Source organism: Petrimonas mucosa, from assembly GCF_900095795.1.
In the GTDB taxonomy this organism is placed as follows: Bacteria; Bacteroidota; Bacteroidia; order Bacteroidales; family Dysgonomonadaceae; genus Petrimonas; species Petrimonas mucosa.
On sequence record NZ_LT608328.1, the window covers coordinates 2,676,701 to 2,691,666 of the forward strand.

Genomic DNA, 14,966 nt, shown 5'->3' on the forward strand with positions numbered 1-14,966 from the left:
ATAATAGAGTTGATCACTTTTCCCCATCGCTATATGTACAAGCAACGCATCTTTATCTTTTTATGGTTTTACTGGATGCTGCTCTCGGCGAACGGTACTCCCCAGAAGATTGTCAACATTGCCCATCCGGCGTGGGGAACAACAGTAACAGCCTCATCGACATACTCCTCGCAGCATGGGGCTTATAACCTGACTGACGATCGGTTTGAGAAAGGGAACAGTTGGCTCAGTGGAGACAATGTTCCCTATCCCCAAACCGTCACTTTCAGCTTCGACAGACCCTATCCAATCTCCCGGATCAATCTCTATCAATCTTCCTGGATCGGAAGCATGTATCACACCAGGGGGTTTTGTATCGAAGGGTCTGCCGACGGGGAGAAATTTACTGAAATTGCCAGTGGAGAACTGCCCGACGAGTCGAATGCAAGATGGAGCTGTGAGACCGGTGAAAAGCGATACCGCAAAGTTCGTATTGTGGTCACCAGCGGTTATTCGCCTGTTCAGAGTTGCGGTCTGGGAGAAGTGCAACTGCTGGCAGCTGTGCCTCACGAAAGGGAACCGTTGTCCAACAAGATTAGCGAGACGATTGACTGGGTCACATTTAGGGGACATTTCAGGATGACCATCGGATTGGAACCGGCTGCCGGTCCATGGCTCTTTCACCGGAAAAGAGACGATGAATCACCTTCTGGCAGATACACCAGCGGAGATTATGAACTGGTTGTCACCGAATCTTCTCCCGACTCCCTCTCCAGCATTATCCGGTGGGAGATAAAAAGAGAGGGGGGACTACCGTTTAGGGTCACGGAAAACACAATTGAATGCAAAACCAGCTATTCGGGTGTTTACAAGCTTTTCACCCCTCACCGGATGAGCCAGCAAAGCTATTTTGTGGACCTGCCATTTCGCTTCAACCACACTGCAACAGTCCACGACAACTATCCGGTTGTATGGATGCAAGATACGGAGGGGAAAAACACCCTTACGTTGGGGTTGATCGACCAACAACCGTATACGGTGATAGAAGGATCCACCTATGACACTGCCAATGGCGGAGAAGCACCCGGTATTGCCAACAGTTATGTCCGGGTGCTTTTCAGGCGGCAGCCACCATTGTCGGGCAACGGTGCAAGGCAGTACAGCGATGCCTTGTACCTTAATGCAAACCCCCGGCAAGAGTGGCACGACGCCCTGGAAGCGTATAGTGAAGCTGTCGACAAGGAGCGCTCGTTTGTTCCCGGAAAGATCAGTGAATGGGCAATGAATCCCATGTGGCATTCGTGGTATGCACATGCAGACGACATAGACGAGGAGAAGATCCGGAAAGACGCCATCCTGGCAAACCGACTGGGGATGAAGACCATCCAGATAGATGCGGGATGGAACATCCCAACTGGACAAAATTATAGCTTCGAGAACGAGGGGGATTACTCTTTTTCTGATCGTTTTCCGCGGGGAGCGGAGATGATCTGGGAGATACATCAATCGGGTCAACGTGTTGTTTTGCATGTGGCACCCCTGATTATGGGTAAAAACGCCAAGGCTTGGCAGGAGATGAAGGATTGCCTGATAAAAGTAGACGGAAATGCAACCCCCTACCTCGATCCAAGACTAAAAAAGGTGCATGACTACCTGGTCGCCTCCTGGGACTTTCTCTTCCGGGCCTACGATATTGACGGCTTGTGGTACGATTTTCTGGAATTTCCCAACGATGCGGACCTGCCAGACTCCACACACGATCTGATCTCTACCGATATCTATTCGGCCTATACCCTGCTGATGCAGTCGCTTTACGACAAGGCCATGGAACTGAATCCTGACGCGGTGATCATCCTCCGCAGGCCTTATGCCAACCTGAATGCAAAGTGCTACTCTACGCATGTATGGCCCATGGATGTTCCACAGGACTACAACATGAATCGCAGAGATGTGCTCTTTATGAAAAGATTGGGGAACGGAGTACTTACGCACGCCTGCTGTACCAGTTGGGCCATCAGCGAGAGTGATCTGAACGTTGCCCGCCAGATGGCCAGCATATCGTTAGCAGGGGTACCCGCCCTCTCGAACATATTGACAGATTCTCCGCCCAGACACGATGCAATTATCAGAAAATGGCTGCAGTTTTACGATGCGAACAAGGAGGATCTGATCTTGGGAAGGATGACGCCCCTGTTACCCACCCCTCCCTCCGCCGCAATCAAGATCGAAGGAACCAAAAAAACCTTTTTCGGTTTTTTCGAAGCTATTCCCGGGCTGGTTGATGCATCGTACAAAAGCGACACGGTAGTTATTGTCAATGCCTTCAGGGAGAGGACCACTACCCGACTGGAGGGAATCAGGAAAGGAAAGTGGGTGGCCACCATTTTTGATTCCTGCTGGGATCTTGCAGGCACGACTTGTCTCACTACGGATGCAAATGGTGGAATCGACCTGGATATAAATGGCAAAGAGGCATGCCATACTGTTATCCTGATCAAAATGAACGATTGAATATTCTGTTATCCAACATGATTGACCTGCAACGTGTAAAACCAAAAAACTGAAAAGATGAAAAATTGCTGCCCCTTTCTGTTTATCCTCTTTTGTTTCTGTAGCGCAACCATACAGGCGCAAAGTATTGAAAACCTCAAAAAAGGTTTTCTATCCCCTCCCGATTCGGCAAAGCCCGGTGTATACTGGTATTTCATGGACGGTAATCTCTCCAGGGAGTCGATGACAAAAGACCTGGAGTCGATGAAAGAGGCAGGTATCGGCAACCTGATGTTTCTGGAGGTGAATGTGGGTGTCCCGAGAGGGAACGTCGATTTTTTCAGTGAAGAGTGGCAATCTCTCTTTGCTCATGCGGTAAAAGAGGCAGAACGGTTGGATATCGAGATATCACTCGGTTTGGGACCGGGCTGGACCGGAAGCGGTGGTCCTTGGGTCAAACCGGAGGAATCGATGAAGCATATCGTGGCAGGATCTGTTGATGTAAGCGGTGGAAAAACAATTGAGCTCACACTACCGGTACCATCACCCAAAGCCCCCTATTTTGGCATACCGGAGGAGATGAAGGAGCAGTGGGAGAACTACTATGAGGATATTGCGCTGTTGGCCATTCCCCGGAGCGAGATCAGGGATTCGGTTCCCGATATCGACGAAAAAGCGCTCTATTACCGTCCCCCCTATACTTCGGTAGCTGGCGTCAAGCCCTATTTTATTTCATCCGGTCACTACCCTGCAACCGGCACCAAAGGGTTGGACAGATCACATATCCTTGACATTTCACATTTGATGGATAAAAATGGGAAGCTCCGCTGGGAGGCTCCTCCCGGCGAATGGATCCTGATGCGCTTCGTCAGCCGCAACAACGGTGCTTCCACTAGGCCGGCCCCATTACCGGGACTGGGGTTTGAGTCGGACAAATTCGACAAGGTATCGCTAAACAGGCATCTCGATCATTTCATCGGTTCATTGTTAATGAAGAGCGGAACACCCGACAGGAACAAACGAGGAGGATTGAAGCGGTTGCATATGGACAGCTGGGAGATGGGGGCACAGAACTGGAGTGGGAACTTCAGGGAAGAGTTCCGCTCAAAAAGAGGATATGACCCACTCCCCTTCTACCCTCTCTTCTGTGGAATCACGGTAGAAAACAGGGAGATCAGCGAACGGTTCCTTTGGGACCTGCGTCAGACCGCCCAGGAGCTGGTAATTGAGAATCACGCAAAAGAGGCGAAAAGATATGCCAGAAAACACCAGATGGATTTCTCCATTGAGCCTTACGACATGAACCCTACAGCCGATCTGGAACTGGGCGACGTTGCGGATATCCCCATGTGTGAATTCTGGAGCAAGGGGTACGGGTTCAACTCGGCATTCAGTTGCATTGAAGCTACCTCCATAGGGCATATAAACGGAAGTTCCATTATTGCGGCAGAAGCATTTACTGCCGATCCGGGTGAGGGATGGAAACAGTATCCGGCAGTCATGAAAAATCAGGGAGATTGGGCGTTGTCCACAGGCATCAACCGTTTTGTATTCCATACTTTCCAGAATCAGTTCCTCGCAGATTCGCTCAGACCGGGGGCAACCATGGGACCCTACGGTGTTCATTGGGACAGGAACCAGACCTGGTGGCCAATGGTTCATGCATATCACGAATACCTCTCCCGTTGTCAATACCTGCTGCAGCAGGGACGGGCCGTGGCCGACATCCTCTTTCTCACACCCGAAGGGGCTCCACACGTCTTTACCCCGCCACTGTCGGCAATGACAGGTTCAGATACCATACCCGACAGAAAGGGATACAACTTCGACGGGGTGGCCCCGGGCCAATTGATGAGAGCCAGCGTCGAGAACGGCATGATCCTCTTTCCCAGTGGTGCACGATACCGCATGCTGGTTTTACCGCTGATTGAAACCATGACCCCCGAGTTGCTGGAAAAGATCGGGAAGTTGATTGCCGACGGAGCAGTAGTGGTGGGTATACCTCCAGTCAAATCGCCCAGTCTCTCCGGATATCCGCAATGCGATACAGAAGTGATGCAGTTGAGCCGGAAGATATGGAGCAGAGGCAGACTTTCCGAAGAGATCATGAAAGTTCCATACGGAAAAGGCATCGTAATCAGCGGGAAAGGATTGGAACAGAGGATAGATAATCTTTATCCCCATTATGACATGCTGGCATCGATACTTCAGGAGATGGGAGTGTCGGAGGATTTTCGGTCCGACAACAACACTATCCGCTATACCCACCGGACCCATTCCGACTGGGATATCTATTTTTTGTCCAACAAGACCGATCAACGCCTGGCAGCCAACTGTCAATTCAGGGTAAATGGCGGAACGGCTACCCTCTGGGATCCCGTTAATGGAAAGAGCTACCGGATAGAAGATGGCCGGTTTGCAAACAACTCCTTCCTGGCATCCTTGCAATTTGAGCCTTATCAAAGCTTCTTCCTGGTATTTGACCGGAAGGGAAAGGAGTCAACCAAACGGTACACCTCGTTTCCTGGAGAGGAGCGACTCATCTCCACACTTGAGGGATCGTGGGAGGTAGCCTTTGATCCTGACCTTGGAGGACCCGGGGAAAACCGTTTCCATTCACTGATCGACTGGACGCAACATCCCGACGACGGTATAAGGTACTATTCGGGCATAGCCACTTATAAAAAGGAGTTTACATTACCCGACTCCTGCTTCTCTGGCGGAAAGCGGTCCATCTTCATCGACCTTGGAGAGGTTTACCATATGGCCCGGGTAAAGGTGAACGGCAAGGAGGCTGGCATAGTATGGACCTCTCCGTGGAAGCTGGAAATTACATCCCTGGCAAAAAAGGGGGTCAACCGGTTGGAGATAGAGGTGGCAAACCTTTGGGTGAACAGGCTGATCGGAGATGAATTTCTCCCTTCGGACGGTATCGAGAAGGGACAATGGCCCGACTGGCTGACAAACCGGCAAAGTAGAACGGGAGAACGGATCTCCTTTACCACCTATCCCCATTATACAAAGAGAGATCCTCTGGTGAAATCCGGACTGTTGGGACCTGTAACCATCAAACTGGCAAAATAGCAAAAAGTGTAGGGTAAATTGTAATGACTGTATCATTTGTCTCTATTAAAATATCATAAATTACAGTCGTGCAGTTTGGACAATCGTTTATTTTTGCGAGGCATCAACGAGTTTGAACCCTTTTAATTTATAACCCACAAAAAACGAATAGACTATGCCAGAGAGTTAATATTTAATCCATGATCTAGAATTATTAATGATTTTATTTAAAACCTTAAAGCAAGTTTTATCATCTAATTAACCTAAAAAAAGAAAGAATGAAAAGGACAGTTCCAGTAAATGTCGGTAGAAAACTCATGTTCTTTTTTTTGTGCCTATATTCCATCGGAATATTTGCACAGAACATCGATGTAACAGGCCACGTAACAGACGAAAACAATGAACCGCTCATCGGAGTAACCGTGAAAGTTCTCGGTGAAAGCGAGAAGGGAACGGTAACCGATTTCGACGGGAAATTCATCCTGCCAAATATTCCGTCAGACGCAAAGATAGAGGTCTCTTATGTAGGCATGCAGAAGCAGGTGATTGATGTCAATAACCGGAAGGTTATAGATATCGTACTTAAGGAAGATAGTGAAATCCTGGAGGAGGTTGTAGTTGTTGGATATGGTATCCAGAAAAAGGCATCGGTAACGGCTGCCATTTCGAGCGTCGACACCAAAAGCTTGAAACAGAGCTCATCAGCCAACCTATCGGCAGCATTGGCAGGCCGTCTCCCCGGATTGACAGCCATGCAGACCTCGGGACAGCCGGGAAATGATGTGGTCAATCTATATCTCCGCGGAGCCGGAACACTGAATGATGCTTCTCCCTTGATCCTGATCGATGGGGTACCTAGAAGCAACATCAGCAAGATCGACCCTAACGAGATCGAGTCGGTCAGCATCCTCAAAGATGCTTCTGCTACAGCAGTCTTCGGGGTGCGTGGAGCAAACGGGGTTATCATGATCACAACCCGCAGGGGACAACCCGGGAAGTCTGAGCTCAACATTACGGTAGACCACAGTATCCAGAAATTCCTGGCGCAAGCCGACAGAATCCACTCCTGGGAATTTGCACGACTCCGCAACCAGGCTTTTCTCAATGACAATCCGGGTGCTTCCGATGATCAGTTGCCATTTACTCAATACATGATCGACAAATACATCAGCGGAGAGGATCCGGTATTCTATCCCGACCGTGATGTATTTCACGACTATTTTACCGACTGGGCACCCCAGACGAGGGTGAATGCCAATTTCAACGGTGGTGGCGATCGATTCAGCTACTTCCTCAATGCCGGTTATATCGGACAGGGAGGTAACTTCAATACGGAACCCAAAAGTTTTCTGGGATACGACCCCAGCTATAAAATGGACCGTTACAATTTCCGCGGAAATATCGACTATAGTATTGCCAGCAATTTGAAGGCAGCACTCAATATTGCTACCTACCTGGAAAAAATGAACACCCCTCAGACAATCGACCTGTTTGGTGGAAGTGTAGCCGGGATGGTGCAGAACATGATTGCCTACACCTGGGCAACACCACCAACCGATCCGGGCCCCACAACCGTTGAGGGTTATGGCGTGCCTGGCAATGAGATTGTTGCACAATCGGGGCAGGACAGAAATACTTATGGTGAAATCAACCGCCGGGGATATCGCGAGGAGATGACCAACAACCTCAACTCATCACTTTCGCTGGACTGGGGCCTCGACTTTATCACCAAGGGATTGTCGGCAAAGGGGATGATTGCTTTCGACAGCCACGCCAGTACGGTCTTGCAAGGGGTACGCAGCCTGGACACCTATGCTTTTCAAGTAGCCAGAAGTGCAGACGAGACCAGCGGCTACAATGCAATCCGTACCAACCAGGATCCGGCCATACGTTTGTCCAAAGAGATGAGGACCCGTTACTACATGAACATCCAGACCTCACTGAACTATGCAAGGTCGTTCGGAAGCCATAATGTGACGGGTATGTTTCTATACCAGCGAGACAACTGGGACCAGTACGGCGCAGATCTTCCATACAATGTGGTCGGTATCGTCGGTCGAGCCACCTACAACTACGACAACCGCTACCTGGCCGAGTTCAACTACGGCTACAACGGTTCTGAACAGTTTGCACCCAACAACCGGTTCGGATCATTTCCGGCATTCTCGTTCGGATGGGTTGTCAGCAACGAAAAATTCCTTCTTGACAATAACGTGCTGACCAACCTCAAACTGAGGGCTTCAAGAGGGTTGACCGGAAATGACAAGCTGGGTTCGCAACGTTTCCTCTATCAAAGTTTCATCAATATGGGAGCAGGCGTCTTCCCGACCCTTGGAAGAGGTCAAAGTGTAATACAAGGAAGAATGGGAAATGAATCCCTGCAGTGGGAAATGGCCAAAAAGACCAACTTGGGTGTTGATGTAGAAATCCTGCAGAGTCTGGGATTGACCGTAGATCTCTTTAAGGAAGACCGCAACAAGATCCTCATCGGCCGCAATACCATACCTCAGTTGCAGGGTGTCCCCCTCGGCAACATACCAAGAGTCAATATCGGAGAAGTGGACAATAAGGGGTTTGAAGCAGAGCTTACCTACAGAAAGGTTGTAAACAAGGATTTCAATTTCCTGATCAAAGGGAACTATGCCTACAACAAGAATAGGGTTGTTTATGCCGACGAGGTACAATATGGCGAAGATTATGCATACCGGAACCGTGTCACAGGATTCAGCATTGGTCAGCAATTCGGTTATAAGATCGACTATAGCAACGGCAACGGCTATATCAACACCCAGGAGGAGCTGGATAATCTACCCGAATACCAGGTAGGCGGCACGCCCCGCTTGGGAGACTTTAAATATGTTGATGTCAACAAAGATGGGGTAATCAATGACCGTGACATGGTTCCCATCGGATATCCCACAATTCCGCGAGTAACCTATGCACTCTCCGGTTCACTGAACTACAAGAAGGTCGATTTTTCGTTCCTCCTCACGGGCGTGGGACAGACACACCGTTACACCAACGGATGGGGTGTAAATGAATTTGCGCTGGTGGGCTTCTACACCGGATGGCATAAACAGGCCTGGACAGCCGAAAGGTACGCCAACGGAGAAGAGATACTATATCCGGCATTGGGTATGTCAAGTGGTGTAAGCCATCAGCCCAACGACTTCTTCATCATGAATCGCTCGTTCCTGCGCCTTAAAACAGTTGAGATTGGATATACAGTCCCGAAAAAGATTTTGAACCCGCTGCGAGTTGAGAATGTCAGGGTTTACATGAATGGCAACAATCTACTCACTTTCAAGAAGATGCCGATAAACACGGTAGACCCGGAACAATCCGATGCATTGGTGTATCCCTTGACCAGAATGTTCAATTTTGGGCTCAACATCACGTTTTAACACATAAATACAGAGAATATGAAACTAAATAAGTTTTAATGATTATCCGCAGTTATTCCTAAAGAATTTAACGGGAAAAAGTTATAAATAAGTTTCAAAAACACTTGCACAATTCACTGATATTCATTATATTTACATCGCTAACGATATAAAGATTCAAACTATGAATATCCTGGATTTTGCTATAAATTACCCCGATGAGGAATCCTGTCGGAAAAAATTCAAAGAACAAAGAGACCAAATGGGAGTAACCTGTCGTCATTGTAATTGTAAAGAACATTATTGGCTGGAAAACAAGCAGGCCTATGAATGCAAGCGTTGTCGCGCACGCCAAACCTTGCGTTCAGGCACCGTCATGCAGCACTCCAACCTGCCTTACCGTTACTGGTTCGTGGCCATGCACCTGCTCACGGCGACCAAGGGCTCCTTTTCCGCGGCGGAGCTGCAGCGCCAGCTGGGGCACAAGCGTTACCAGCCCATATGGGAAATGGTCAATAAACTGCGTGACGTGATGGGCAAACGCGATGATGAGTACACCCTCGAGGGAGCCATCGAGTTGGACGACGCCTTCTTTTCCACCGAAATATCCCTTGAAGAGAGGGACAAACCGTTGAAGCGCGGCCGCGGGAGCCAAAAAAAGACCAAAGTGCTGGTAATGGCTGAAAGCAAAACGGTTGAAAACCCCAAGCCGGGTAAGAAACCCAAGAAGGTTAGATACCTGAAAATGAAAGTGATCAGTGACTTGAAGTCCGGTACAATTACAAGGAATGTCAAAGAGCACGTTGAAAGCACGGCGGATCTGACCACCGATGACTCAACATCTTACACTAAATTGAAAGAGCATGTTCATTCACATACGGCATCTGTTATTCCACACCAGGATCTTTCCAAGGTGCTGCCCTGGGTGCATACCGCGATCAGCAATGCCAAACGACAGCTCCTGGGCGTGTATTACAAGATAAAACCAGAATACTTGCAATATTACCTCAACCAGTTCTGTTATAAATTCAACAGGCGTTACTTCGGGGAAAACCAGTTTGAAAGACTGTTGATAGCCGCTGTAACGTATGCTCCTGATTTCAAGTCAAGAATTTACAATAGGAACTATTGCGGATAATCATTTAAGTTTTTAATCACCATATTGACCTTACTACTTTTCTTCACCAGCTGTGCCGATGTACTCAATATGGCTCCCGACGGAAACATGCAGATGGAAGATGTACTATCTGATCCGGACAAGGTGGAAGCGCTTCTGAACACTTGTTACAACAATATTCCCCAGAAAGGATATTCCTATTGGTTTTTCGAATCGCTCGTGGTAGCTGCAAGTGACGACGGTTACACCTCGGATGAAGCACAAGGGGTACCTACCACCGGGCTTTACAGCGACAACAACTCAGCCAGCAACCATCATCTTCGTGACGCGCATGACGGTCACGGCGGAGGCAACACCGGTTACTGGAACCGCTCATGGGAACAGATCCGCCTCTGTTCGCAGTTTATTGAACTGATCGATCAGGCTGCGGTCAACAAGGAGACCGACAGAGGACGTTTCAAGGCAGAAGCAAGGGTGCTGAGGGCATTCTTCTATATGGAACTGATCAAATGGTTTGGAAAAGTTCCCGTATTGGAAAGCACGATCCCGTTTGATGCAGATTTTTCGACAATGACCCGGGCATCGGTTTACGATGTGGCCAAGTTTATTGTCGCCGACTGCGACGCTGCACTAGCAGAGCCCAACTTGCCTTGGAGAATAGATAATCCAAATGATGCAATGCGCGTCACCAAGGCATTGGCTCTTGCCCTGAAGACAAAAGCGATGTTATTTGCCGCCAGTCCGTTACACAACGAAGGCCAAAACCATTGGGAGGAGGCCTACACCACCGCAAAAGATGCTGTAACCCGGCTTAAAGCTAATGGATATGAGCTCTTCACCAAGACCACACAACCTGCAGTTTATGGAGATGGTCCCGCGGCAGCCTTCCGTCAACTGGTCACACAAAATGCCGACTACTCGGCTACGCCACGCGACAAGGAGACAATTTTCCAGGTCAGGTCGGGCAGCGTTTTCGTATGGCATATCGGTTATATCGGGAGCAATATGGCAAATACCTACAAGTGTGGGACCTCTCCTACCCAGGAATTGGTAGACGCTTTCGAGACTATCGACGGCCAACCGGTGCTTAACTTGGCAAAGCCCTATCATGATGAAAAGCACCTGGAACCAAATTACAATACCGCAAATACAGTTTACGATCCGAACAATCCCTATGCAAACCGCGACCCGCGTCTGTACCAAACCGTATTGATAAACGGAAGCGTTATACAGTTCGACAGCAAGCCGGTAACCATCGAAACCTATATCGGTGGAGCTCACCAACTCAGTTTTGATGTCACCAACCGCGGATCTTCCAGAACTGGATATTACCACTGCAAGATGGTTACACCGGGTGCAAGCGGCAACAACCAGATCAATAACTCCAACTGGAAATATTACCGTTTGGGTGAAACAATACTCGACTTTGCCGAAGCGGCGGCCGAGGCCGGCCATCTGGAAGAGGCCAGATCAGCTGCAAATGAAGTAAGGGCCCGTTCAGGCATGCCCAACCTGCCATCGGGATTGTCGCAACAGGAACTGATTCTGCGCATCCGCAACGAGCGCAGGGTTGAACTTGCCTGGGAAGAACAACGCTATTTCGACCTGAGGCGCTGGCAGAAGCCCGACGGCGATTTGAGCGAGACCTGCAAATGGCTTACTGCCATGGTCATCACTAAAAACGGCGACGGCACTTTCAGCTATAAACGTCAGAGTATTACAAACAATCCAAGAGGTGGCTGGCAAAACAGGGATCTGTTGCTTCCTCTGCCACTGAACGAAGCAGCAACCCTTGAATCGGTAACAGGTCAAAAATGGCAAAATCCGGGATGGTAAATTCAATAATTCTGAAAACAATGAAGAGAATAATAGTAATCATAACGTCAGTTCTTATTTGCTTTTTCATGACTGTGCCATCTGTCGCACAGAACAAGAACAACATATTGAACCGGATAGTCAACAAGTATAACCAGCCGGTGAAAGATGCATTGATTGAGACGGAAGATGGAAAATATATTTCAAAAACAGCCTCCGACGGCACATTCAGATTGCCTGCGGAGTATTTAAGTGAAGCCATATCCATCTCCGCAGACGGGTACCTCAACTCCAGGGTCACAATTGCCGATCTCCCGGAAGAGGGAGATGTTGTGCTTGCCTTCGATCCGCATGGCATGGGAGGAAAGGTCAATTATGGATATCTGGCACAGACAAAAGAGTCGGTAACCGGTGCCGTTGCCACGGTGTCGGGGGCGATACTGGACAAAACCCCATCAAATGTACTCTCTGACACATATGAAGGAAGACTACCTGGTTTGACGGTAATCAACAACATTGCCGAATTGACCTTCTTCGGATATGGCAACTTCAGTAAATCCATCAGGGGATACTCCTCAATCAACGGAAACACCCCCTTGGTAATTATTGATGGAGTAATTGCACCCACCCAGTACATCGAGTTCATCTCCCCCAAGGAGATCGAGAGCATCGCTGTGCTGAAAGATGCATCTGCCACCGCGGCATACGGAATCCAGGGATCGGCAGGGGTAATTGTCATCACTACCAAAAGGGGGCATGACGGCAGCCTGAATGTAGAGGCCTATGCCGATCAATCGTTCCAACAGCAGACCCGAAAACCGCTCTTCATCAATTCTGCGCAATATGCCACTCTGCGTAATGAAGCGGCCGAACGTGACGGACTGGCTCCCTATTCACAATTCAGCCAGGAAGAGATCGATCTGTTCAGGGCAGGAGATGATCCGCGCTATCCCAACAACAATTGGTACGACATGTTTATCAAGGATGTTGTAATGAGACAGAGAGTTGGCGTAAACGTATCCGGAGGAACAGAGAAGTTCCGCTACTACTCCAACCTGAGTTTCGTACATCAGGAGGAGCCGTTCAAGATCGTTGATGAACCCAATAGGAAATATGATCCCACACCCAATGTCAACATCGGGAACTTCAGAACCAACATGGATGTAAGATTCAACAATTACATCTCGGGATATATGCGCCTGACCGGAAATGTGAAACGGGAGGTGCTGGCCGGCGGCAATCTCGGCTGGAACATTTACAGCCAGATCTTCAACCAGCCTCCTACGATGTATGGCCCGCTCTCTCCGGTCAATGAAGAGAATCCCGACCTGAGTGAACAGGTTGTGACTGTCGACGGGGTAGACAATCCTGTATACGGGATGTTGAACCGCTCTGGATATCGTACCGTGATCGAAACAAATATTCTGGCACAGACCGGTCTGAAATTTGATCTCGGTTTCCTCACCAAGGGATTATCATTGAGCGGAGGTATGGCTTACCAGACCTACGTTCGAAACGAGACCGGAACCACCCAAAGCTATAAGCGACTGATCCGGGAAAGTGATTTTTCCACTTTAGATAACTTTGTACCCTACAAGACGTTTGAAAATACGCCGTTGAGTTATAACAAATCCGCGGTCTTCTTCTATTACCTGAACTTCAAAGGAAGTATCGATTACAGTCGCCGTTTCGGAGACCACTCCATCGACGCGTCGGCCCACACCTACTACCTGAGGCAGGAGAAGGAGGCGGCAGGCTCCTCAAATAGTGTTCTCCCGTACAAACGCCAGAACTTTGGTGTCACTGCCCTCTACGGATACAAGGATCGTTATTACCTCAAGGGCGACATGGGCTATTCCGGTTCGGAACAGTTTCACCCGGATAACCGTTATAGCACGACACCGGCAATATCGGGTGCCTGGATCGCTTCGAATGAAGATTTCTTTACTTCCAGCCTGATCTCTCTCCTGAAGTTGAGGGCCTCCTATGGAATCAGCGGGAACGATCAGCTCGGCGACTCCAGATTCCTTTATCTGGACAATATCAGATCCGACGGTTCCGAGCTGGAAAGAGGAAACCCGAGCCTCGAAGCGGAGAAGATCAAGAAGTTGAATCTGGGAATTAATCTGGGATTACTCAATAGGTTCACTGTTGACTTTGATTATTTCAAGGACCATGTTGACAACATGTTAATCAATAGCAACTACAGAATTCCAGAGTACCAGGGAATCCCGCTCGGATATTTTCCGAAATTGAATGGTGGTGTAATGGAGAACAAGGGCTTTGAACTCTCGCTGGGTTACAGGACAAATCTCACCGAAGAGTTCTCTATCTTCGCACAAGCAAACATGATGCAGGCTGTCAACAAAGTGATCGACATCAATGAGGCACCACTTGGCAGCGACTATGCATATCCGTTGCGTACCGAAGGGTACTCCATCGGTCAGCTCTGGGGGTATAAGATTGATCGCTCCAACGGAAATGGCATGTTCAACAGTCTCGAAGAGCTGGACGCCTCCGGACTCACCTACTCATTCGGCAATCCGCGTGTGGGAGACTTTATCTATACCGATCTCAATAATGATGGCATCATCGATGAAAAGGACAAAGCTCCGCTTGGTTACGGTTCGTTGCCTCAACAGGAGTTCAGTCTGACCGGTGGTTTCCAGTGGAAAAACTGGGACTTCTCCTTCCTGCTCCACGGTATAAGCAAATGTTCACAATTCCTGAGCGGTGTTGGAGCATACGAGAGTCTGGGAAAAGGAATCTTCAACGATATCCACCTGAAGGCATGGACTCCCGAACGGTATGCCGCGGGAGAAGAGATCACATTCCCGGCCCTCTCTCTCTCTCCATCAACCAACCATGTAGCCAATGATTTCTTTTTGAGCGATCGCTCCTACTTGCGCTTACGGAATGTCGAGCTGGCTTACAGCTTGCCACAACATCTGTCGAAAAAGATTACGGCCGAAAACATCCGGGTAGCATTGAATATCCAGAATCTGCTGACATTCGACAAGATGAAGTCTAAATACATTGATCCGGAGATTGGCAGCATGAATACGTTCCAGCCCTACCGGGTTTTCAATATTGGCATCAGTGCAAACTTCTAATACAAT

6 protein-coding genes are annotated in these 14,966 nt (G+C 48.8%); all 6 read left to right on the forward strand.

Annotation, left to right across the window (positions count from 1 at the left end):
- Positions 1–9: 9 nt before the first annotated feature.
- The 6 genes from ING2E5A_RS10750 (at position 10) to ING2E5A_RS10775 (ending at position 14,960) form a co-directional block, all read left to right on the forward strand.
- Positions 10–2,490 (forward strand): discoidin domain-containing protein, encoded by a 2,481-nt coding sequence (locus ING2E5A_RS10750; protein WP_143102452.1) that lies wholly within the window; start codon positions 10–12, stop codon positions 2,488–2,490.
- Positions 2,491–2,547: 57 nt separating this feature from the next.
- Positions 2,548–5,553, forward strand: coding sequence for a glycosyl hydrolase (locus ING2E5A_RS10755; protein WP_071137397.1), 3,006 nt, complete (start codon positions 2,548–2,550; stop codon positions 5,551–5,553).
- A 257-nt stretch (positions 5,554–5,810) separates the two neighbouring features.
- Positions 5,811–8,936, forward strand: coding sequence for a SusC/RagA family TonB-linked outer membrane protein (locus ING2E5A_RS10760; protein WP_083373311.1), 3,126 nt, complete (start codon positions 5,811–5,813; stop codon positions 8,934–8,936).
- Between the two features lie 163 nt (positions 8,937–9,099).
- The gene (locus tag ING2E5A_RS10765; protein ID WP_071136336.1) at positions 9,100–10,053 is read left to right on the forward strand and encodes an IS1595 family transposase; all 954 of its coding nucleotides are present in this window, start codon (positions 9,100–9,102) and stop codon (positions 10,051–10,053) included.
- A gap of 24 nt (positions 10,054–10,077) precedes the next feature.
- The gene (locus ING2E5A_RS10770; protein WP_231960377.1) at positions 10,078–11,868 is read left to right on the forward strand and encodes a RagB/SusD family nutrient uptake outer membrane protein; all 1,791 of its coding nucleotides are present in this window, start codon (positions 10,078–10,080) and stop codon (positions 11,866–11,868) included.
- 20 nt (positions 11,869–11,888) lie between these two features.
- Positions 11,889–14,960, forward strand: coding sequence for a SusC/RagA family TonB-linked outer membrane protein (locus ING2E5A_RS10775; RefSeq protein WP_071138326.1), 3,072 nt, complete (start codon positions 11,889–11,891; stop codon positions 14,958–14,960).
- The last annotated feature ends 6 nt before the right edge of the window (positions 14,961–14,966 follow it).

Coding starts and splice junctions, on each gene's coding strand:
- ING2E5A_RS10755 (WP_071137397.1), top strand. CDS start 2,548: ATGAAAAATTGCTGCCCCTTTCTGTTTATCCTCTTTTGTTTCTGTAGC.
- ING2E5A_RS10760 (WP_083373311.1), top strand. CDS start 5,811: ATGAAAAGGACAGTTCCAGTAAATGTCGGTAGAAAACTCATGTTCTTT.
- ING2E5A_RS10765 (WP_071136336.1), top strand. CDS start 9,100: ATGAATATCCTGGATTTTGCTATAAATTACCCCGATGAGGAATCCTGT.
- ING2E5A_RS10775 (WP_071138326.1), top strand. CDS start 11,889: ATGAAGAGAATAATAGTAATCATAACGTCAGTTCTTATTTGCTTTTTC.